Raw genomic sequence first — 18,697 nt, forward strand, 5'->3', positions numbered from 1 at the left:
AGGCGGACTAAAGGCACGCCTTACCTGGTATTCAACCTAGCAGGCTTTCTAAAGCCAGCATAATAATAAAGCCCATCATCAGGGCAAAGGTCGCATAACGGGAGCGTCCATTGGAGTGAGTTTCCGGGATAATCTCTTCAGAAATAACAAATAACATGGCACCTGCAGCAAAACCCATGGCAAAAGGCAATAGTGGAGAAAAGACCGAGACCATGGTAATACCTAATAGCCCACCTACCGGTTCGACTAAACCTGTTAATGTTGCAATGCCTACGGCTGTCCATTTGTTATAGCCTAGAGCAACCAGGGGCAGGGCAACTGCCATTCCTTCAGGAATATTTTGTAATGCAATGGCGATTGCCAGAACTATACCATTATGCAAGTCCCCGGTACCGAAGCTAACGCCTACAGACATACCTTCGGGAAAGTTATGAATGGTAATGGCAAATATAAACAGCCAGATTTTTTGTAAGGAGTCTGTGTGCACATTCAGGTCGTTTTTAAAATGAATATGCGGTAATTTATTATCTGCCAGATGCAGAAAAAATGCACCGAATAACATCCCCGCGGCGACCACCCAAAGACCTTTATCTAGCCATAATTGATTACCATACTCTATGCCTGGCACTATTAAAGAGAAAGACGTTGCTGCAAGCATGACTCCCGCCGCACCACCGAGCAGGCCGTTATAGACATTATTGGAAACCTGTTTAAAAAAAACGGCAGGCAAAGCGCCTAAACCGGTAGCTAGGCCAGCTAAAATACTAGCAAAAAAGCCTATCATGGCAACTTTGCCAAACAGCAGATATAAACTGCCAAAGACAATGATTTGTAAGGTTATAAAAAGTGCAGCCAAAGTAAGCCAGCGCTGATTTCGAGGAAGTGCCTGTAATTTTTGATAATACGAATATGAGTTGAGTTGTGACTGGCAGTTAGCAAAAATATTTGTAAAATCTAAGTCGCTCATTATTTCCTCTGGATAATGTAATGTGATTGAATATTATTTATTAAAGTATAACATTAACAATGCTTTTAAAATCTATTAAACATGCCTGATCTTCGGGAATTTACTTTAACTCTTGTACACTGGAAAATGAACTATACAAGTAAAAACAGGACTTTAAAGCTTGTGCAGCACCTATTTGTCTTTGGGAACTGGTGTTGTTTTAAAGTGACTGGTTTAACATTGAAAATTAATTTATTTTCCGTTCGTTCCAAAATAGGAGCGGTGCTATTGCTATTGTTATTGTTATGTACCGATTTTGTTATGCAACTGATATCTATAAATGGGCGGATGAACAGTGCCAGTTGCATTATTCTGATATAAAGCACACGGGTGCTACAGCATTGACACTGCAGCAGGATTATAGTTTTTATACAGTGCAAAAAGTCTATGATGGCGATACAGTATTATTAAGTGATGGCCGTAAAATACGTTTATTGGGTATTAATACGCCTGAAATAGAACATTCCGGCAAGACTGCACAGGCAGGTGGGCAAGAAGCAAAGCAGTGGTTAAAGCAGTGATTATTGAACACTCGGGGCAGGCTGGAATTTGATCAGCAAAAGCGCGATAAATATCAGCGTTATTTAGCCCATTTATTTACCGAACAAGGGGAGCATATCAATCTGCAACTAGTTCGGCGAGGCTATGCCAGTATTAGCATCTACCCGCCCAATTTAATCTACTTGACTGAACTACTAAAGGCTGAGCAGGCGGCAGCAGCAGAACGTCTGGGCATCTGGAGCTATGCTGAATATGCTGTAAAGCATGGGAGTGATCTTAATAAAAAAAACAGGCAAGGCTGGCAACGGATAGTCGGACGAGTTTTGCGCATTAAACGCACGATGAAAAGTAGCTATTTAAAAATAAGCGATAATTTTGCTATACGTATCAAACAAGCACACCTGTAATACTTTAATGCATTGGATTCACTAAAGGGTAAACAGATTGAGGCCAGAGGCTGGGTTAAACAACATAAAAACGGGTATTCTATGTTAGTAACTGAAGTTTCCCAATAATTATTTATGGTAAAATTGAAACTATGCTACAACTATATGAAAAAAATAGTCTTTTCATTCGTTTCAAATGCTATTGCCTAAGGGGAATTAAGTAGGGGTTTGCTATAAACATGGCAAAACCACCTAAAATAAACCTCGATACACCAGCATTGTGTATTTCAGCTACTCAATAATTGGGAAACTTCAGTTGCTAATTAACTCGGCTTTAAGTGCTAATTTATTGTAAAATTAGCCGTTTTCCGTAATCTCACATTCACCCTCTTTATAGCGCAGTAAGATATAGAATCCTAGAAACCGAAGTCGACCGCTAAAAACACTGTAAGTATCTGAATATTACACTAATGATCGTAAAAACTTGTCACCTATTAGGTGGGTATCCCTCGCTTCACCTTCGCTGAAAATCATGGAAACGGAGCTTAGCGAAGTGGTGATTTTTAGTCCCTGATAGGCGACAGGGCAATTCGCTGATTCGACGTGTTCTAGCAGCACGCGAGAGGAGCAAGAATTGCATTCCGAATAGCCGTCCAGCCAGTGAGGTAGTAATGACGAAGCGGCTTTTGTGCGTAGTCGTTGCGGACGCAGGGCGTTCAGGGCATCTCCCATCCGCTGCGTAGGTGAACGAATTATGGCGACAGGAGTCCCGGAATTTCGTGAGGTAGCATGGCGCGCCTGTTTGTGAATAAATCTGCGCATGAAATCCTGCGTTACTGCTCTTGCCAAGGGCTACGGCTATTGCCTGAGATCTGTACCTTGTTTTTTATGCGCAGATTTTCCACAAACTCTGTGTTCAACTGCGGTTTCTAGGATTATGCGTTGTCCATTCTGTACGGCTCAGGATACTCGGGTTATTGACTCCCGATTAGCGAATGAAGGCGATCAGGTGCGTCGTCGACGTGAGTGTGTGGTGTGTAAAGAGCGCTTTACATCCTATGAGGTTACTGAATTTAATCTGCCCCGAATAGTAAAGCGCGATGGCTTGCGCGAGCCTTTCGATGAAAACAAGCTACGTGCAGGAATTTTACGCGCACTGGAAAAACGCCCGGTTAGCAGTGATCAGATAGAAGCTGAAGAAGTACCTAAACAAAGCAGCCTATAACCTACCTGAAGGTAGCACCACTCGAATATTTCCATCGCTGAAAATCATGGAAACGGAGCTTAGCGAAGTGGTGATTTTCAGCGGGGGAAAGTTTATGCGGCCGGGGGGATTTACGCGTTGAATCTCAGAAGTGGGTTGCTCATATTTCTTTGTCTGGTGACAAACGGAACTCAGAGACATCAAGAAATACCTGTGTTACGAGATCATATTGAAAAGCAAAACAAGGGAAATAACAGCTCTCAGAAACATCTCTATGTCTACGATAAAACCGTCACCGACTTTGCCTGGTGGGATCGGCAGAAACGACATGCTAATTACATGATCTCAATGCTAAAACTCGATGTTCAAGTTTTTGATATTGAGAAGGTAAAATCAGGTATTCTGAGGTTGTTGTAATTTTATCGGTGTAATCCCATGTTAATGAATGCCCCAGCCACCTTTATCCAAAGCTATATTGACGATTTAAATGATGCGCTCAATCAGCTAAAACCCGGAGCCGCTTTGACACGGATTCAAGCCGCTTGGTTGGGCACTTGTTTAACGGGCATACTGCTAATGAACTCTGTTTGCTGGGCTAAGTTTGAGCGAGCAAGCCTTGAAGATTGCAAAGTAGCTGCATTATCCTGGGTGTTTCGTAAAGCAAGTATACCCTGGGACTGGTTGCTACGGGTGAGTGTGGTTTTAATTTTAAAACGTTATGGCATTACTGAAGGTGTGTTGGCCTTTGATGAATCAGACCGAGCACGATCTAAGTCTACAAAACGTATTTATAAGGTTTACAAGCAGAAACACAAAGGCTCCGGCGGGTATGTTAATGGACAAACGATAGTATTATTGCTGCTAGTTACCTCATCCATTACAGTGCCTGTCGGTTTTTTCTTTTATATGCCGGATCCAGCCTTAAAGCAGTGGGATAAAGAAGATAAACGTCGGGGAGTCGCTATTTTTGCGAAAGCTTGTTTTGGGCATCCCAGCCCAAGCAAGCAGCAAAAACTTAACGCGACCACTTATGCCTCCGGCGGCCCCGATTCGTCCTCGTCACCTCGTCCCGACCCAACAAGGGGTCGGAACATAGGCTCCAAATGACTTGACGCCGTGTCGGATGGCCTTTTATTTTGTCTCCACCTTCGCTAACGCTCAGACTCCGACAAAACAACGGCCCTACGGCTATCGCGGACTAAAAATCTTCACTTCGCTTAGGCTACGTTTCCCTGATTTTCAGCGGTTGAAAAAGAGCGGTATAGCAAAAAAAGATCGGCCTATTAAGCCTGAACGTGACAGTGCCTACCCGACCAAAACAGAGATTGCATTAGGCTTATTAAAAGAGTTTAAAGTTGCGCATAGCCTGATTAAAATTAAAGGCGTACTGGCTGATGCGCTGTATGGTGAAAAAGCCTTTATGGACGAAGCCGCTAAAGAATCTGGAGGCTCGCAGGTGATTAGCCAATTACGTAAAAACCAACGCTGAAAATCGCGGGGAGTCGCTATTTTTGCGAAAGCTTGTTTTGGGCATCCCAGTCCAAGCAAGCAGCAAAAACTTAACGCGACCACTTATGCCTCCGGCGGCCCCGATTCGTCCTCGTCACCTCGTCCCGACCCAACAAGGGGTCGGAACATAGGCTCCAAATGACTTGACGCCATGTCGGATGGCCTTTTATTTTGTCTCCACCTTCGCTAACGCTCAGACTCCGACAAAACAACGGCCCTACGGCTATCGCGGACTAAAAATCATCACTTCGCTTAGGCTACGTTTCCCTGATTTTCAGCGATGGAAACGGAGCTTAGCGAAGTGGTGATTTTTAGTCCCTGATAGGCGACAGGGCAATTCGCTGATTCGACGTGTTCTAGCAGCACGCGAGAGGAGCAAGAATTGCATTCCGAATAGCCGTCCAGCCAGTGAGGTAGTAATGACGAAGCGGCTTTTGTGCGTAGTCGTTGCGGACGCAGGGCGTTCAGGGCATCTCCCATCCGCTGCGTAGGTGAACGAATTATGGCGACAGGAGTCCCGGAATTTCGTGAGGTAGCATGGCGCGCCTGAATATTGAATATAGAGGTAGAATAAGGTCAGTCGAGAGCTACTTTAATTCGATTAACAAAGGCATTGATCAGATAATACGTGTACGTGGCGGCAAAGAGATTAAAGTGACTGTCAGCAGTGCACGATTAAAGGTGAGTTCTCACAGTAAAAAACGCTTTGTCATTGCCTTAAAATATGACGGTGAAAACGACTATCGCTATTTAGTGGCGACAGACCTGACTTGGCGCACACAAGATATTATTCAAGCCTATACGTTGAGATGGCTGATTGAGGTTTTCTTTGAGGACTGGAAGCTTTATGAAGGATGGGGGCGTGAGGCCAAACAATTAGATGAAGAGGGATCAAGCCGTGGCCTGATTCTGAGTCTTTTGTTTGACCATTGCCTTCTCCTTCACCCAGAGCAAATAGCCCGCATTGAAAGCAAACTACCTGCGTATACCGTAGGAAGCTTACAGCGCAAGTCTCAAATGGATGTACTGCTTGAGTTCATCACGTCATTGCTAGAGTTTCCAGATCCTAGTGATAAGCTGAAAGAGTTAGGTGAATTAATAAACTGAAGTTTCCCAATTATTGAGTAGCTGAAATACACAATGCTGGTGTATCGAGGTTTATTTTAGGTGGTTTTGCCATGTTTATAGCAAACCCCTACTTAATTCCCCTCAGGCAATAGCATTTGAGACGAATGAAAAGACTATTTTTTTCATATAGTTGTAGCATAGTTTCAATTTTACCATAAATAATTATTGGGAAACTTCAGATTTCAAGGAAACTAAAGCTTGGTCTTCCAATACCCGTTCACTTGAAAATCAAATGCGCCTGACTGCAATGAGCTATAATTTAATGCGCGTGTTTGAAGAGATTTCAAAAACACAACAGCCAGAATTGATTCATCCATCGGATAAAAAATATAGCGAGGCTCTGGAGATAAGGCAGCAACAGACCCAAAAACGAGATCGTTTTGTGAATCCATTATTTTTCCAGGCAAGAATATCTCGTATCAGCTCGTATACCATTCGAGCAGTTCAAAACGCAATAATAACAGGAATGTCTTTACAGTGCTTTATGAGCTCTCTTGTGGCGAGGTTAGTTTCACGGCCTCAATTGATAGGGGAACACTGATGGCGGAGATAGAGAAATTCCTGCCTTAGACATAGGCGAGCAGGTAATGAAGGAATTAAGTGCGCTAGATCATGTTGCCTTTGTACGTTTTGCTTCGGTATATCGTAGCTTTGAAGATGTCAGCGAATTTTCTGCTATGGTGGCTGATTTACAAAACAAGCAAAATAATGATTGACCCTGCTACCCAGCAAGATGAGCTATTTATGGCACGGGCTTTATTGCTGGCCAGAAACGGGCTATACACGACTAAACCTAACCCACGCGTGGGATGTGTGTTAGTTAAAAATAATACGATTATTGCCGAGGGCTGGCATGAACGTGCAGGGCAGGGACATGCCGAAGTAGAAGCGTTAAAGCGTGTAGAGAATGCGCACGGCGCAACCGCCTATGTGACTTTAGAACCATGTTTTCATTATGGCAGAACACCGCCGTGTGCAGAGGCATTGATTAGAGCAGGTGTGGTGCGTGTTGTTGTGGCTATGCAAGACCCAAATCCCCTGGTTGCGGGAAAAGGACTGGCTTTGCTGAAGCAGGCGGGCATAAAGGTACGCAAGGGAGTGCTGGAAGCTGAGGCTAAACAGCTGAATAAAGGCTTTATCAAACGTATGCGAAAGGCGCAACCTTATGTCACCAGTAAATTAGCCATGAGTGTGGATGGGCGTACAGCTATGGCAAGTGGAGAAAGTAAATGGATTACCTCCCCAGAGGCCAGGCGTGATGTACAAAAACTACGTGCGGCTAGTGGTGCAATTCTTACCGGGGTGGAAACGGTTTTAGCGGATGATCCGGGCATGAATGTACGCATGGAAAATGTCGATGTTGAGCAGCCGATCCGCGTTATCCTGGATTCCCGGCTAAGAACCCCCTCCACGGCAAAATTATTAGGTCTTGATGGGCGCACGATTATTTTGACCTGCTCAGTGGAGCAATACAAAATAGACACATTAAAGCAGGCAGGGGCTGAGGTTTATTTTATAGCTGCTGATAATCTGGGACGGGTAGATTTAGAGCAAGTCCTGAGTTTTCTGGCTGAGCAGCAGATTAATGACGTGCTAGTTGAAGCCGGTAGTGTATTGAATGGCGCGATGGTGCAACAGGGTTTGATAGATGAATGCATAGTCTATATGGCACCGAGTATTATAGGTGCTAGCGGGCGCGGCTTATTTGCCATGCCGGATGTGTCTGCAATGGCAGATAAAATTCAACTTCAGTTTGTTGATATGCGTAAAATTGGCAGAGATATACGGTTACACTTTAACGTACAAAGACAGAGCGTACAAAAACAGCAAGCAAGCGATCAGGTGCAATAAGATATGTTTACAGGCATTATTTTAGCCATAGGTAAAATAACACGAATTGAACAGCAAGCAGGCGATGTCCGGCTGGCGATAGATACCGGCAAGCTATCTCTGACGGATACCAAGCTGGGAGATAGCATTGCAGTGAATGGCATTTGTTTAACTGCAGTAGAACTAGGCGAGCATCGTTTTGTTGCGGATGTTTCCAATGAAACGCTGGCCAGGACTAATTTAAAGCAGGCCAGCATTGGCACGCCAGTTAATCTGGAATTGGCACTAACGCCACAAACCCGGATGGGAGGGCATATTGTCAGTGGGCATGTAGATGGCCTGGCTACTTTGCTGGAAAAAAAGCCGGATGGCCGTTCGATACGCTTTAAATTTAGAGTGCCGAATGATCTCGCCAAATATATAGCAGAAAAAGGCTCAATTTGTATCAATGGCATTAGCTTAACCGTAAATACAGTTGATGGTGCGGTGTTTAGTGTCAATATCGTACCGCATACTTTAAAAGAAACCAGTCTGGGCTTTGCTCAGGTTAATGACAAGGTGAATATAGAAGTTGACCTGTTGGCGCGATATATGGAGCGCTTAATGAAAGGTGAAGCGGCCGCGAACTGCGCATCAAATATCACTGAAAATTTATTAAAAGAGAGCGGGTTTATTTAATTAGATGAATACAACTGAGGAAATTATTGCAGATATACACCAGGGAAAAATGGTCATTATTATGGATGATGAAGACCGTGAAAATGAAGGCGACCTGGTTATGGCGGCTGAGCACGTCCGCCCTGAAGATATTAATTTTATGGCACGCTTTGGTCGCGGCCTGATTTGTTTAACTTTAACAGGAGAACGCTGTCAGCAATTACGCTTACCCTTGATGGTCAATGATAATAATGCGGCTTTCTCGACTAATTTTACTGTATCTATTGAAGCAGCAGATGGTGTAACGACCGGGATTTCGGCAGCCGACCGGGCGAAAACAATACAGGATGCTGTAGCTAAAGATGCCCGACCTGATGATATCGTTCAGCCTGGCCATGTTTTTCCAATACGCGCGCGCGATGGCGGCGTGCTAAATCGCGCTGGACATACAGAGGCTGCTTGTGACCTAGCTCGTCTTGCTGGGGCTGAACCGGCGGGTGTTATTGTCGAGATTTTAAATGACAATGGTTCTATGGCGCGGCGGCCAGATCTTGAAGTGTTTGCTAAAAAGCATCATCTGAAAATCGGTACGATTGCGGATCTGATTCATTATCGTACTGAAAATGAAAGTACGCTGGAGCGCATCAGCGAATGCGATTTTCCGACTGACTATGGTGATTTTCGCCTGGTTGCTTTTCAGGATCGTAATGATAATAAAGTGCATCTTGCAGTGGTTATGGGGGATGTCAGCACTGATGAGCCAGTTTTAGTGCGCGTGCATGCACGTAACTTACTGGACGATATTTTTTCTTCGACGCGTAGTGATTGTCAAATGCCTGTACGAGAGGCGATGAAGCTTATAGCCGGTGAAGGGCGTGGTGTTCTGGTTATTATCCGTCAGAATGAAAATAATAAGGATCTAGCTGAGTTGGTGCATCAGTATCAAATGCAGGATAATGGTGTGGTGATACCTGCGGTAGCCGAAAAGACGGATGCTTGGCGTACAACAGGAACAGGTTCGCAAATTCTTGCTGACCTGGGAGTACATAAAATTAAAGTAATAGGCCCGCATAAAACCTATTTTGGTTTATCGGGATTTAATTTAGAACTGGTTGATAGTGAACCTGATTAAATTGTGTAGAGCGGACTTTTAGTCCGCTAAAAGTAAGCTGTGGCATCAGCGGACTAATGTCCGTTCTATAGCTTTGCTTAAAGTTTTAATATTTAGAGAGGACAGTATGTCAGCAGTAAAAATAGTAGAAGGTAATTTTGTAGCTCAGGGCGGTAAGTATTGTATTATTGCTTCACGCTTCAATAGCTTTATCGTTGAGCAATTAGAAAATGGTGCAATCGATGCGCTAGTGCGTCATGGCGTTGCAAAAGAGGATATTACTCTGGTAAAATCGCCCGGGGCTTTTGAATTGCCGATGGTGGTTCAGCGTGTTGCGGCGACTAAAAAGTATGATGCGATAATCGCAGTTGGTGCTGTTATTCGGGGTGCGACACCACATTTTGAATATGTGTCTAATGAATGTGTTAAAGGAATAGCTCAGGTTTCGATGCAGTATGATATTCCGGTTAGTTTTGGGGTGTTAACGGTTGATAGTATAGAGCAGGCAATTGAGCGCGCTGGAACTAAAGCAGGGAATAATGGTGCGTCTGCGGCCTTGTCTGCAATAGAAATGGTGAGTTTGTTTAATAATCTGGAAGCTTAATGAGTTCAGCAAAGACTAAAGCTAGGCAATGTGCAGTACAAGCCTTGTATCAATGGCAAATGACCGGACAAAACCTGAGTGCTATTGAAGCACAGTTTAAGGAAGACCAGCGCTTAAAAAATGCGCAAAAAAGTTATTTTGCTGACTTATTTCATGGTGTGCCAAAGCATTTAGACAAAATTGATGCATCGATGACTGATTTTGTCGATCGTGATGTAGAGAAGATTGACCCGGTTGAGCGTGCCATATTAAGAATTGGAGTGTATGAACTATTGCATAAGCCTGAGACTCCTTATCGTGTGGTGATTAATGAAGGAGTGGAGTTAGCTAAATCATTCGGTGCTGATGGTAGTCATCGCTATGTCAATGGTGTGCTGGATAAAGTCGCGCAGGTGCAGCGTAAGCAGGAAATTGAAGCTAAACTAAAGAAAAATTAAGAGTTAGAGCGGACTTTAGTCCGCTATTCAGATGTACTATATTGCGGACTAAAGTCCACTCTACAGTAAGTCAGACATTTAGAACGGGGTAAAATGAACAATAAGGTTAAGTTTGGTACCAGTGGTATACGCGGCTTAGTCAGCGATATGACTGATAAAGTCTGTTATGCCTATACATTGTCCTTTTTACAATATCTGCAATCCATAGACGCGATACAGGATGGACACTCTGTTGGCATAGGCGGCGACTTACGCAGTAGCACACCGAGAATAATGAATGCAGTGGCTTCCGCAGTAGTTGATGCAGGCTATCAGCCGGTTAATTGTGGATTGCTAGCGACGCCGGCCTTGACACTGTATGGAATAAGCCAGGGGATAGCTACTATTATGGTGACCGGCAGTCATATTCCAGATGACCGTAACGGTATCAAGTTTAATAAGCCGGAGGGTGAAGTTCTCAAACAGGATGAACATGGTATTTTAGCGCAAGATCCAGCACTTAACGATGCATTATTTGATGACGAAAATTTACTGAGAAATGATTATTTACTGGCTATTAATAATACAGCTGAGCAACAATATATCACGCGCTATTTAGATTTTTTTGCAGAAAATGCCCTGGCGGGTTTAAAAGTCGGGGTTTACCAGCACTCATCAGTTGCGCGGGATGTATTGCTTACGATATTCTCCAGTCTGGGGGCAGAGGTTGTTCCACTAGGCCGCTCGGATCATTTTATTTCGGTAGATACTGAAGCCATACGCGCAGAAGATATCATGCTCGCAAAGCAGTGGTCTGAGCAATATGCTTTAGACTGTATTATCTCCACCGATGGTGATGCAGACCGTCCTTTAGTCAGTGATGAGTTGGGGATATGGTTACGCGGCGATGTTGCCGGAATTCTGGTTGCGAGGTTCCTACAGATTGATGCGGTGGTAACGCCGGTAAGTAGTAATAGCGCGTTAGAAAAATGCGCCAGCTTTTCCCAGGTAGTGCGTACAAAAATAGGCTCACCCTATGTGATTTCGGCAATGCAGGCGCTTGGAAATGCGCAGCATGTGGGTGGATATGAAGCTAATGGCGGCTTTTTGCTAAATACTTCAGTTACTATAGATAACAGACAACTCGCAGCTTTACCGACACGTGATGCTGTTATCGTGCCATTGTGTATTTTACTTGCGGCACAGCAGGAAAATTGTACAATTTCACAACTCTTACAAACTTTGCCAGAACGTTACACATTCAGCGATAGAATTAAAGATTTTCCTACTGAGCTGAGTCAGTCGGTGTTAGCAAAAATCCAGATGGATGATTTGCATAACAATGCCGCAGTGTTTGCACAATTATTTGCGGGGGAGTTAGAGCCTGCGGCAGGTTCTGATTTTACCGATGGCGTACGGGTTACTCTGGCTAATGACGAAGTAGTTCATCTGCGTGCTTCGGGGAATGCGCCTGAATTACGTTGTTATACAGAAGCGGACAGTTATAGCCGGGCAAAAGCCTTAAATGAATTATGCATACAGCATATGCGTAGCTGGAAAGCTTAGTATGTAGTTTGCGCATAGTATCTGATTTTGACTTAAATTAAGTGATAGACAGTGAATAGAAGAAAATCCATAAAAAAAGATTATTTTGCCATCTTTTCCGCTCACTCCGGAAAGCGGCTAGCGTGGTCAGGACTTTTTATTATCGCAGCGGCAGCGCTAAGCTGGGTTTTTCTGAGTAGTGGCGATATGGCAAGTGAGGATATTGTCGCTTTATTAGCCATTATTATCATACCTCTGGCCATCATCTTTGCAACCCTGGCAGCTTTTGAAAAAATCACCGGGTTTACTATTATTTCAGGTGTTGAATGGATAGGTAAAAACACGCTAGACGTAATCGCCTGGTGTATGCGTAATATTAAACAAGGACTAGGTCTGGAAACCAGACAAAGCAATCATCGGGTTACTGTCAGGAAAAAGTCTAGAGCCAGAGTACAAACACAGACTCCACCACAAGCAGATGTTATAACCGCTTTGCGGGATAGTAATGCAGAAATGAGTTTAGATGCCACTACAGAGCCTGTTTTTTCAGGTTTTAATAATGCAAAAACAGCGCAAAGTGAGTCCGGTTTTGGTTTTTCTGCTGCAGAAGCTGCTATTGAAACCGGCGTTATCGCTAGTTCACAAGTAGCAGTTGACCCTGATAAGCATGAAGACTTAGCTGAAGCTAAAGAGCCTGAAGTTGGAATGAGTCTAGATATTTCCAGCCTGGTTACAGATACAGCAGTACATTCGGCCGAGTATCCAGAGGGCGATGCATTTAATGAGTATGAAACTGAATTAAACACGTTTTTCCCTGAGCAGGATGAAAGACAAGGAAATATAAGCATTGAAAACCCTGCTGATGCGGCGGCAGTGGAGATGGAAGAGCGACACAATACGCAAATTATCAATGAAAATATGCCCGAGCCCGATTATACGGACCAGGTACAACAAGCGGAAATTAGCAGTGCACTCAAGGTTGATAGTGATCAACAGTTACTGGATGATATTAGTAAAGCCTGTGAATCAGAGGCTGATATTCAGGCACAACAAGAGCAGCCGGAAGATGGCGCTTTTAGAGCTGATTCGCTGGCGAATGACGCTGATTTTATTAGCCGGGCATTACAGGCAGCGAATAATAATGTAAGTCATGCATTAGAACATACTGAGATAGATGTCGAGCCAGACACGGATTCAGATGAGCAGGCACAGGATAATAAAGAGGCTAACTTGTTTAAAGAGCCTGATTATATGATTCAGGCACTGCAGGCTGCGAAAGACAAAATGCTCAATAGTCAGTCTGATGAAGCTGGAGCCCCGGATTCCCATGCATCATTACTGGATCAGGCTGAAAAAGCAGCGGCAAATATTATTTCCTCATTTACGCAACGGTTTTCTCAATCACTCAGCTTTCCCAAGCCTGCCTACCAATTACCTTCCGTAGCATTATTACAGCAGCACCAGCAATCTGTACATGCTTATACTACGGATGAATTGGATACCATGTCACGTAGTGTTGAGCGGGTACTAAAAGATTATAAAGTCATTGCCGAGGTAGTTGGTGCGTATCCGGGGCCAATTATTACTCGCTTTGAATTATCTCTGGCGCCAGGGATTAAAGTAAGTCGGGTGAGTGGGCTGGCGAAAGATTTAGCCCGTGCCATGCTGGTGAGCAGTGTGCGTGTGGTAGAAATTATTGAAGGTACACCCTATATCGGTCTGGAAATTCCAAACCAGGAGCGCGAGTTGGTTTCCTTTCGTGAAATTATCGCATCAGATCAGTTCCAGCAAGCAAAATCGCCCCTGACCCTCGCTTTGGGTAAAGATGTTTCAGGTCAGACTGTAGTTTATGATTTAGCCAAAATGCCGCACTTACTAGTGGCCGGAACCACAGGATCAGGTAAGTCGGTGGCTATTAATACCATGATTCTAAGTATGCTGTATAAGGCAAGCCCTGATCAGGTGCGTATGATAATGGTGGACCCAAAAATGCTGGAATTGTCGGTTTACGAGGGCATTCCGCATTTACTAACCCCAGTTGTTACCGATATGAAACAAGCGCAAAATGCCTTGCGCTGGGCTGTTGCAGAGATGGAGCGTCGTTACAAACTGATGTCTAAAGTAGGCGTTAGAAATCTTGCGGGGTTTAACCAGAAAATAACTGATGCAGAGGCCAGAGGAGAGCCTATTAGGGATCCTTTGTTTGAACTGCTAGAGCCTTTAGAAGAAGGCGAGACTTTTCCAGTATTAACAACACTGCCCAATATCGTGATCGTGATCGATGAACTAGCCGATATGATGATGATCGTAGGTAAAAAAGTTGAGGAGCTGATTGCACGCTTAGCGCAAAAAGCCCGTGCAGCTGGAATCCATTTAATTTTAGCAACGCAGAGACCGTCAGTCGATGTGCTTACCGGGCTGATTAAAGCTAATGTGCCGACCCGAATTTCGTTTCAGGTTTCTTCACGTATTGATTCACGGACTATTCTAGACCAGGGGGGGGCGGAAGCATTACTGGGTAATGGCGATATGCTGTTTTTACCTTCAGGTACAAATATGACCATGCGATCTCATGGAGCTTTTGTAGATGATCATGAAGTCCATGCGGTGGTTGATTATTTAAAATCTCAGGGTAGAGCTGACTACTTATCTGTGATTACCCAGGATGAACCAGCGGTAAATCCTGCAGGTGCGGATAACGGCCAGAGTGAAGTTGATGCACTTTATGATGATGCCGTGAGCTTTGTGATGGAGACTGGTAGAGCCTCTATTTCAAGTGTGCAGCGCCGCTTTAAAGTGGGTTATAATCGTGCCGCCAGAATGATAGACCAGATGGAAGACGAGAATATCGTTAGTGAACCGGAAGGTAATGGATCCAGGCGTCTGCTTGATAGAGAGTAGCCTGCAATAAGGCAGTGGCGGCGCGGTTGCATGATAAATATTGCAGCGTTTTATTATAATAAAAAAACTAATAGCGTATGTTAAGAGATTACTTAGAGCTGTGTTGGTTAAGTGGTTACCCCGAAGAGTTACCGACAAGTCGAAAATTTCTATTTATTAATTTAGCTGTTTATTTATTGCTGGGCTTGTTTATTCAGGCGAATATCAGTGATCCAATAGAAGCGATTGTACAGATATTTATCGAGGTGATTATTACCGTTCTGTTTATGGGCGGATTGTTAATAAAAGATGGCAGTACCTATAATTTCGAACGATTATTAACCGCTATTCTTGTTTGTGAAAATGTTGTCTATGTGTTCGCTCTGCCCCTGGCATTCTGGTTTGTTTTTGCCAAAGGCTCTGCATCTGCTGGTTACCCTATCTATATTGGAGTGATACTGATACTGTGCTCAGTGGTGATTATTGCTTATTTAATAAAAGGCCTTTTTGATTACAACTGGAGGGATAGCACTCTTCTGTCAGTCATTTATTTTATATTGACTTACTTTGGCTCATTTGGCATTTTATTGATGGCAGGTATGTAGGGTTTAGTAAGGCAGTTTGATGGAATAAAGTTACCAAGTTTGCGAAGAAGTTTGATTCTGGCCAAACTCTCTCAAGAGGAGCATAGTCATTCTACGTAACGATTGAGATCGTTTGCTCAGGAGCAAAAAGGCAAGTAAGGCAGGCGCGCCATGCTACCTCACGAAATTCCTGGACTCCTGTCGCCATAATTCGTTCACCTACGCAGCGGATGGGAGATGCCCTGAACGCCCTGCGTCCGCAACGACTACGCACAAAAGCAGCTTCGTCATTACTACCTCACTGGCTGGACGGCTATTCGGAATGCAATTCTTGCTCCTCTCGCGTGCTGCTAGCACACGTCGAATCAGCGAATTGCCCTGTCGCCTATCAGGGACTAAAAATCACCACTTCGCTAAGCTACGTTTCCATGATTTTCAGCGTTGGTAGTTTGTTTTCGTTAGACGGCCTAAGTATGAGTATTAACTAAGTAACTTCAAGCATAAAAAGCCATGGGCTTTGTCGAGGCGATGTAAATAAGCTCTTCCGTTCCGTGTACAAAATTCTTTTGAGAAGTTGCTGAACCAGACAAAACTCACCATGAAGACCGCAATGATCATAAAGAAAAAGAAATAAACTTCGTGCTCAGCTGCGGTTTCTACGGTTGGTGAATTTGTATAGCAGGGTCGTTTACTTAGGGAGATGGAAACACATGACCCAAAACTGCTGGTCTTTTTGTCCGTTTTCTGCGTTGTAGTAACTTTACATAGCCTGCTATGCGCCTGTTACTACGTCTTGAATACGAACTAAAACCCTACCCCATAATGTTGGACAATTATTTATTTCTGGCTCCTCAATAAGTGCACATGTTGCAATTTTTCCATGGATGATGATTTACATACGACAAATATAAGCCGAGAAAAGTGCCGTTATTTTCTCGGAGTATTTTTTAAACATGTAAAGATATTGTAAAATAAACAACTTGTTTATTTTTTGCTCCGGATTTACGTTCCGGCTCGCTCACAGGTGTTATATGTCTAATATTGTAGTATCCGCATTATATAAGTTTGCCACGCTCGATGATTTTAAAGAGCTAAGAAAACCCCTATTACAACTGATGCAGGCGCATCAGGTAAAAGGCACTTTATTACTAGCTAAAGAAGGTATTAATGGCACCATTGCAGGTGATCGTGAAGGAATCGATGCTGTTATGGCTTGGTTACGTGCTGATGCCCGCCTTAGAGATATTGAAAGCAAAGAGTCTTATGAGCAGGAAATGCCCTTTTATCGTACTAAGGTCAAACTCAAAAAAGAAATTGTGACTATGGGCGTAGCTTGCATCGATCCTAAGAAAATTGTCGGTACTTACGTCAAGCCGCAGGACTGGAATGCACTGATTTCTGATCCGGAAGTCTTGCTGATTGATACCCGTAATGATTACGAAGTACAGATAGGTGGATTTAAAAATGCGATTAATCCGGCAACAGATGCTTTTCGCGAATTTCCGGAATATGTCAGGCAGCACCTGGATCCGCAGAAACATAAAAAAGTCGCCATGTATTGTACGGGTGGCATACGCTGTGAAAAGTCAACCGCATACCTAAAAGAACAGGGCTTTGATAATGTTTATCATCTACAAGGTGGTGTATTGAAATATCTTGAAGAAATACCGATTGAGCAGTCACTTTGGCAGGGAGAGTGTTTTGTATTCGATAATCGGGTGGCGGTAAATCACGCGCTGGAAAAAGGTCAGTATGACCAGTGTTATGCCTGTCGTTATCCGATTACAGAAGCAGAAAAGGCCAGTGAATTTTATCAAAAAGGGGTTAGCTGTCCGCATTGTTACGACAAGCTCAGCGAGCAGCAACGTCAGCGCTTTGCCGAACGGGAAAAACAGGTACAACTGGCAAAGCAGCGGGGTGAAGAACATATAGGCTCTTCGGCTAGTGCTATTTCATCTAAGCGGCGCGCTTTAAAGTACCAGGAAAAAAGTCTGCAACGACAAAAGCGTGAAGCTGCTGGATAGTCAGATACGCAATATTACTCACTCAATCTAAAGGAAAAGAATCATGCACTCAGTACCACAGCATAAATTATGTTCATCACTGTTATTCGCTATTTCACTAAGTTTTGCAGCTACTGTCACTGCTGAAAGTTTAAGTCTGGACTCTGTGAGCGAGTGTTCGAATAGCGTACAAAAGTCGGCTGCAACTGCCCAGCAAACAGTCGATACTGGTAAGCAAATATCGACATTAGGAGCAACTGCTGCTGATGTGGTGTCTGGCGCTAACCTGACAGATACGCTAGTTAATAAATTGGGTATTTCATCCGCTTAAAATCAGGGAAACGGAGCCTAAGCGGAGTGATGATTTTTAGTCCCTGGTAGGCGACAGTGCAATTCGCTGATCCGAAGTGCGCTAGTAGCGCGCGAGGGAGGCAAGAATTGCATTCCGAATAGCCGTCCAGCCATTTGAGGTAGCCTTAACTGAGCAGGGTTTTGTGCGTACGCTATCAGCCCCGGACGGGCTGATAGTCTCCAGAAGGCGCAGGGAAATTTGCCAATCCGAAGTGCGCGATAGCGCGCGAGGGAGGCTAAAATTTTATCCCGAATAGCCGTAGAGCCATTTGTGGTAGCCATGACTGAGCTGCTTTGTGCTCAGTCTGTGGCGGACGCAGGGCGGCTGGAGCATCTCCTATTCGCTGCGTAGGTGAACGAATTACGGCGACAGGAGTCCCGGAATTTCGTGAGGTAGCATGGCGCGCCTGGTTGAGACGGACGCAGGGCGACCAGGGCATCTCCCATTCGCTGCGTAGGCGAATGAATGTTGGTGACAGGAGTCCCAGAATGTTGTGAGGTAGCATGGCGCGCCTGTGCTCAGGCAGCAGGTGGGGCAGGGGCAATTTTTAAAGCCGCACAAGGTCAGCTTGATGCAGGACAATTCGCGCAGTTAAGTTCAGCAGTCCCTGAAATGGATAGTTTATTAAGTGCGGCGCCAAAGCCATCGGGTTCTACAGCCAGTTTGATTGGCGGCGCATCGTCACTGTTAGGAGAGAATGCGAGTAGTTATGGTAATTTGGCAACCTTAGCCTCGTCATTTAAAGACCTGGACCTGTCTGCGGATATGGTCGATCAATTTGTGCCAGTAGTCGTTGATTATGTGAAACAGCGTGGCGGTGATATGACGGGGGACTTATTACAGTCGGCCTTATATAGTAATTAGATAGTAATGGAATGCGTATTAATTGAGAGCCATTTCGAGCACGGCCTTGCAATAAATTGGCTGACTCTTTGTGCTAAGCAAGTTGGATAATCTATTATTTATGGCTCTCATCAGTGT

At 44.2% G+C, this 18,697-nt stretch carries 25 protein-coding genes and 3 pseudogenes; 23 read left to right on the top strand and 5 right to left on the bottom strand.

Annotation, left to right across the window (positions count from 1 at the left end; all coding sequences use genetic code 11):
* Positions 1-31: 31 nt before the first annotated feature.
* A complete protein-coding gene (locus tag K6984_RS01835; protein WP_221893912.1) occupies positions 32-967 on the bottom strand; it encodes a ZIP family metal transporter in 936 nt (311 codons plus the stop codon).
* A 413-nt stretch (positions 968-1,380) separates the two neighbouring features.
* Here K6984_RS01835 and K6984_RS30430 point away from each other — a divergent pair.
* Positions 1,381-1,914, top strand: a pseudogene (locus tag K6984_RS30430) (thermonuclease family protein).
* Between the two features lie 441 nt (positions 1,915-2,355).
* On the opposite strand, the gene K6984_RS01850 reads toward K6984_RS30430, so the two are convergent.
* Positions 2,356-2,625, bottom strand: a complete 270-nt coding sequence (locus K6984_RS01850; RefSeq protein WP_221893915.1) for a hypothetical protein — start codon at positions 2,623-2,625, stop codon at positions 2,356-2,358.
* A 205-nt stretch (positions 2,626-2,830) separates the two neighbouring features.
* Here K6984_RS01850 and nrdR point away from each other — a divergent pair.
* The 6 genes and pseudogenes from nrdR to K6984_RS01875 all read left to right on the top strand — a co-directional run.
* Positions 2,831-3,088 (top strand): annotated as a pseudogene (gene nrdR / locus K6984_RS01855) (transcriptional regulator NrdR); the annotation flags it as partial.
* A gap of 147 nt (positions 3,089-3,235) precedes the next feature.
* Positions 3,236-3,514 carry a hypothetical protein gene (locus tag K6984_RS01860; RefSeq protein ID WP_221893917.1) on the top strand — a complete coding sequence of 93 codons (279 nt, stop codon included), beginning with the start codon at positions 3,236-3,238 and terminating at the stop codon, positions 3,512-3,514.
* Positions 3,515-3,532: 18 nt separating this feature from the next.
* Positions 3,533-4,204, top strand: a complete 672-nt coding sequence (locus K6984_RS01865) for a transposase (RefSeq protein WP_221893918.1) — start codon at positions 3,533-3,535, stop codon at positions 4,202-4,204.
* A 16-nt stretch (positions 4,205-4,220) separates the two neighbouring features.
* Positions 4,221-4,586 (top strand): hypothetical protein, encoded by a 366-nt coding sequence (locus tag K6984_RS01870; protein WP_221893919.1) that lies wholly within the window; start codon positions 4,221-4,223, stop codon positions 4,584-4,586.
* 22 nt (positions 4,587-4,608) lie between these two features.
* Entirely contained in the window at positions 4,609-4,737 is a 129-nt protein-coding gene (locus K6984_RS32220; RefSeq protein WP_263458620.1) for a hypothetical protein, read from the top strand.
* A 27-nt stretch (positions 4,738-4,764) separates the two neighbouring features.
* Positions 4,765-4,914 (top strand): hypothetical protein, encoded by a 150-nt coding sequence (locus K6984_RS01875; protein WP_221893920.1) that lies wholly within the window; start codon positions 4,765-4,767, stop codon positions 4,912-4,914.
* Here the strand turns inward: K6984_RS01875 and K6984_RS01880 are convergent.
* Positions 4,859-5,086 (bottom strand): hypothetical protein, encoded by a 228-nt coding sequence (locus K6984_RS01880; RefSeq protein WP_221893921.1) that lies wholly within the window; start codon positions 5,084-5,086, stop codon positions 4,859-4,861. The genes K6984_RS01875 and K6984_RS01880 overlap by 56 nt on opposite strands.
* A 57-nt stretch (positions 5,087-5,143) precedes the next feature.
* Between K6984_RS01880 and K6984_RS01885 the strand changes: the two genes are divergently transcribed.
* The 11 genes and pseudogenes from K6984_RS01885 to K6984_RS01935 all read left to right on the top strand — a co-directional run bounded on the left by K6984_RS01885 (position 5,144) and on the right by K6984_RS01935 (position 15,382).
* Complete coding sequence (locus tag K6984_RS01885) at positions 5,144-5,713, top strand: hypothetical protein (protein ID WP_221893922.1); 570 nt, start codon at positions 5,144-5,146, stop codon at positions 5,711-5,713.
* 253 nt (positions 5,714-5,966) lie between these two features.
* Positions 5,967-6,275, top strand: a complete 309-nt coding sequence (locus tag K6984_RS01890; protein WP_221893923.1) for a hypothetical protein — start codon at positions 5,967-5,969, stop codon at positions 6,273-6,275.
* Positions 6,276-6,279: 4 nt separating this feature from the next.
* Positions 6,280-6,450: pseudogene (locus K6984_RS01895) on the top strand (ATP cone domain-containing protein); the annotation flags it as partial.
* Positions 6,443-7,585 carry a bifunctional diaminohydroxyphosphoribosylaminopyrimidine deaminase/5-amino-6-(5-phosphoribosylamino)uracil reductase RibD gene (gene ribD, locus K6984_RS01900; RefSeq protein WP_221893924.1) on the top strand — a complete coding sequence of 381 codons (1,143 nt, stop codon included), beginning with the start codon at positions 6,443-6,445 and terminating at the stop codon, positions 7,583-7,585. The pseudogene K6984_RS01895 and the gene ribD, both read left to right, overlap by 8 nt.
* Before the next feature lie 3 nt (positions 7,586-7,588).
* Positions 7,589-8,242 carry a riboflavin synthase gene (locus tag K6984_RS01905; protein WP_221893925.1) on the top strand — a complete coding sequence of 218 codons (654 nt, stop codon included), beginning with the start codon at positions 7,589-7,591 and terminating at the stop codon, positions 8,240-8,242.
* A gap of 4 nt (positions 8,243-8,246) precedes the next feature.
* Positions 8,247-9,353, top strand: coding sequence for a bifunctional 3,4-dihydroxy-2-butanone-4-phosphate synthase/GTP cyclohydrolase II (gene ribBA, locus K6984_RS01910; RefSeq protein ID WP_221893926.1), 1,107 nt, complete (start codon positions 8,247-8,249; stop codon positions 9,351-9,353).
* A 106-nt stretch (positions 9,354-9,459) separates the two neighbouring features.
* Positions 9,460-9,936, top strand: a complete 477-nt coding sequence (gene ribH, locus K6984_RS01915; RefSeq protein WP_221893927.1) for a 6,7-dimethyl-8-ribityllumazine synthase — start codon at positions 9,460-9,462, stop codon at positions 9,934-9,936.
* Complete coding sequence (gene nusB / locus K6984_RS01920; protein ID WP_221893928.1) at positions 9,936-10,373, top strand: transcription antitermination factor NusB; 438 nt, start codon at positions 9,936-9,938, stop codon at positions 10,371-10,373. The genes ribH and nusB overlap by 1 nt, the downstream gene beginning before the upstream one ends.
* A 93-nt stretch (positions 10,374-10,466) precedes the next feature.
* Positions 10,467-11,918: a phosphomannomutase gene (locus tag K6984_RS01925; RefSeq protein ID WP_221893929.1), complete on the top strand. Its 1,452-nt coding sequence runs from the start codon at positions 10,467-10,469 to the stop codon at positions 11,916-11,918.
* A gap of 51 nt (positions 11,919-11,969) precedes the next feature.
* Positions 11,970-14,798, top strand: coding sequence for a DNA translocase FtsK (locus tag K6984_RS35585; protein WP_275967702.1), 2,829 nt, complete (start codon positions 11,970-11,972; stop codon positions 14,796-14,798).
* A 77-nt stretch (positions 14,799-14,875) separates the two neighbouring features.
* Complete coding sequence (locus K6984_RS01935; RefSeq protein ID WP_221893930.1) at positions 14,876-15,382, top strand: hypothetical protein; 507 nt, start codon at positions 14,876-14,878, stop codon at positions 15,380-15,382.
* A 91-nt stretch (positions 15,383-15,473) separates the two neighbouring features.
* Here the strand turns inward: K6984_RS01935 and K6984_RS01940 are convergent, their stop codons facing one another.
* A complete protein-coding gene (locus tag K6984_RS01940; RefSeq protein WP_221893931.1) occupies positions 15,474-15,635 on the bottom strand; it encodes a hypothetical protein in 162 nt (53 codons plus the stop codon).
* Between K6984_RS01940 and K6984_RS01945 the strand changes: the two genes are divergently transcribed.
* The 3 genes from K6984_RS01945 (at position 15,592) to K6984_RS01955 (ending at position 17,695) form a co-directional block, all read left to right on the top strand.
* A complete protein-coding gene (locus K6984_RS01945) occupies positions 15,592-15,849 on the top strand; it encodes a hypothetical protein (RefSeq protein ID WP_221893932.1) in 258 nt (85 codons plus the stop codon). The genes K6984_RS01940 and K6984_RS01945 overlap by 44 nt on opposite strands.
* 543 nt (positions 15,850-16,392) lie before the next feature.
* Positions 16,393-17,385: an oxygen-dependent tRNA uridine(34) hydroxylase TrhO gene (gene trhO, locus K6984_RS01950; protein ID WP_221893933.1), complete on the top strand. Its 993-nt coding sequence runs from the start codon at positions 16,393-16,395 to the stop codon at positions 17,383-17,385.
* A gap of 43 nt (positions 17,386-17,428) precedes the next feature.
* Positions 17,429-17,695, top strand: a complete 267-nt coding sequence (locus K6984_RS01955) for a hypothetical protein (protein ID WP_221893934.1) — start codon at positions 17,429-17,431, stop codon at positions 17,693-17,695.
* Between the two features lie 17 nt (positions 17,696-17,712).
* On the opposite strand, the gene K6984_RS01960 is transcribed toward K6984_RS01955, so the two are convergent.
* Entirely contained in the window at positions 17,713-17,997 is a 285-nt protein-coding gene (locus K6984_RS01960; RefSeq protein ID WP_221893935.1) for a hypothetical protein, read from the bottom strand.
* A 12-nt stretch (positions 17,998-18,009) separates the two neighbouring features.
* Here K6984_RS01960 and K6984_RS01965 point away from each other — a divergent pair, with 12 nt between their 5' ends.
* Both K6984_RS01965 and K6984_RS01970 read left to right on the top strand, forming a co-directional pair.
* Positions 18,010-18,213, top strand: a complete 204-nt coding sequence (locus K6984_RS01965; protein ID WP_221893936.1) for a hypothetical protein — start codon at positions 18,010-18,012, stop codon at positions 18,211-18,213.
* The gene (locus K6984_RS01970) at positions 18,182-18,580 is read left to right on the top strand and encodes a DUF2780 domain-containing protein (protein ID WP_221893937.1); all 399 of its coding nucleotides are present in this window, start codon (positions 18,182-18,184) and stop codon (positions 18,578-18,580) included. Before K6984_RS01965 ends, K6984_RS01970 begins: the two co-directional genes overlap by 32 nt.
* The last annotated feature ends 117 nt before the right edge of the window (positions 18,581-18,697 follow it).

Origin of the sequence: Bathymodiolus japonicus methanotrophic gill symbiont (genome assembly GCF_019721995.1) — a bacterium.
Lineage (GTDB): Bacteria > Pseudomonadota > Gammaproteobacteria > Methylococcales > Methylomonadaceae > Methyloprofundus.

Excerpts from the sequence above, each read along its gene's own strand:
- K6984_RS01835 (WP_221893912.1), bottom strand. The coding sequence starts at position 967 with ATGAGCGACTTAGATTTTACAAATATTTTTGCTAACTGCCAGTCACAA.
- K6984_RS01850 (WP_221893915.1), bottom strand. The coding sequence starts at position 2,625 with ATGGGAGATGCCCTGAACGCCCTGCGTCCGCAACGACTACGCACAAAA.
- K6984_RS01865 (WP_221893918.1), top strand. The coding sequence starts at position 3,533 with ATGTTAATGAATGCCCCAGCCACCTTTATCCAAAGCTATATTGACGAT.
- K6984_RS01870 (WP_221893919.1), top strand. The coding sequence starts at position 4,221 with ATGGCCTTTTATTTTGTCTCCACCTTCGCTAACGCTCAGACTCCGACA.
- K6984_RS01875 (WP_221893920.1), top strand. The coding sequence starts at position 4,765 with ATGGCCTTTTATTTTGTCTCCACCTTCGCTAACGCTCAGACTCCGACA.
- K6984_RS01880 (WP_221893921.1), bottom strand. The coding sequence starts at position 5,086 with ATGGGAGATGCCCTGAACGCCCTGCGTCCGCAACGACTACGCACAAAA.
- K6984_RS01885 (WP_221893922.1), top strand. The coding sequence starts at position 5,144 with ATGGCGCGCCTGAATATTGAATATAGAGGTAGAATAAGGTCAGTCGAG.
- K6984_RS01890 (WP_221893923.1), top strand. The coding sequence starts at position 5,967 with ATGCGCCTGACTGCAATGAGCTATAATTTAATGCGCGTGTTTGAAGAG.
- ribD (WP_221893924.1), top strand. The coding sequence starts at position 6,443 with ATGATTGACCCTGCTACCCAGCAAGATGAGCTATTTATGGCACGGGCT.
- K6984_RS01905 (WP_221893925.1), top strand. The coding sequence starts at position 7,589 with ATGTTTACAGGCATTATTTTAGCCATAGGTAAAATAACACGAATTGAA.
- ribBA (WP_221893926.1), top strand. The coding sequence starts at position 8,247 with ATGAATACAACTGAGGAAATTATTGCAGATATACACCAGGGAAAAATG.
- ribH (WP_221893927.1), top strand. The coding sequence starts at position 9,460 with ATGTCAGCAGTAAAAATAGTAGAAGGTAATTTTGTAGCTCAGGGCGGT.
- nusB (WP_221893928.1), top strand. The coding sequence starts at position 9,936 with ATGAGTTCAGCAAAGACTAAAGCTAGGCAATGTGCAGTACAAGCCTTG.
- K6984_RS01925 (WP_221893929.1), top strand. The coding sequence starts at position 10,467 with ATGAACAATAAGGTTAAGTTTGGTACCAGTGGTATACGCGGCTTAGTC.
- K6984_RS01935 (WP_221893930.1), top strand. The coding sequence starts at position 14,876 with ATGTTAAGAGATTACTTAGAGCTGTGTTGGTTAAGTGGTTACCCCGAA.
- K6984_RS01945 (WP_221893932.1), top strand. The coding sequence starts at position 15,592 with ATGGGAGATGCCCTGAACGCCCTGCGTCCGCAACGACTACGCACAAAA.
- trhO (WP_221893933.1), top strand. The coding sequence starts at position 16,393 with ATGTCTAATATTGTAGTATCCGCATTATATAAGTTTGCCACGCTCGAT.
- K6984_RS01955 (WP_221893934.1), top strand. The coding sequence starts at position 17,429 with ATGCACTCAGTACCACAGCATAAATTATGTTCATCACTGTTATTCGCT.
- K6984_RS01960 (WP_221893935.1), bottom strand. The coding sequence starts at position 17,997 with ATGGCTACCACAAATGGCTCTACGGCTATTCGGGATAAAATTTTAGCC.
- K6984_RS01970 (WP_221893937.1), top strand. The coding sequence starts at position 18,182 with ATGTTGGTGACAGGAGTCCCAGAATGTTGTGAGGTAGCATGGCGCGCC.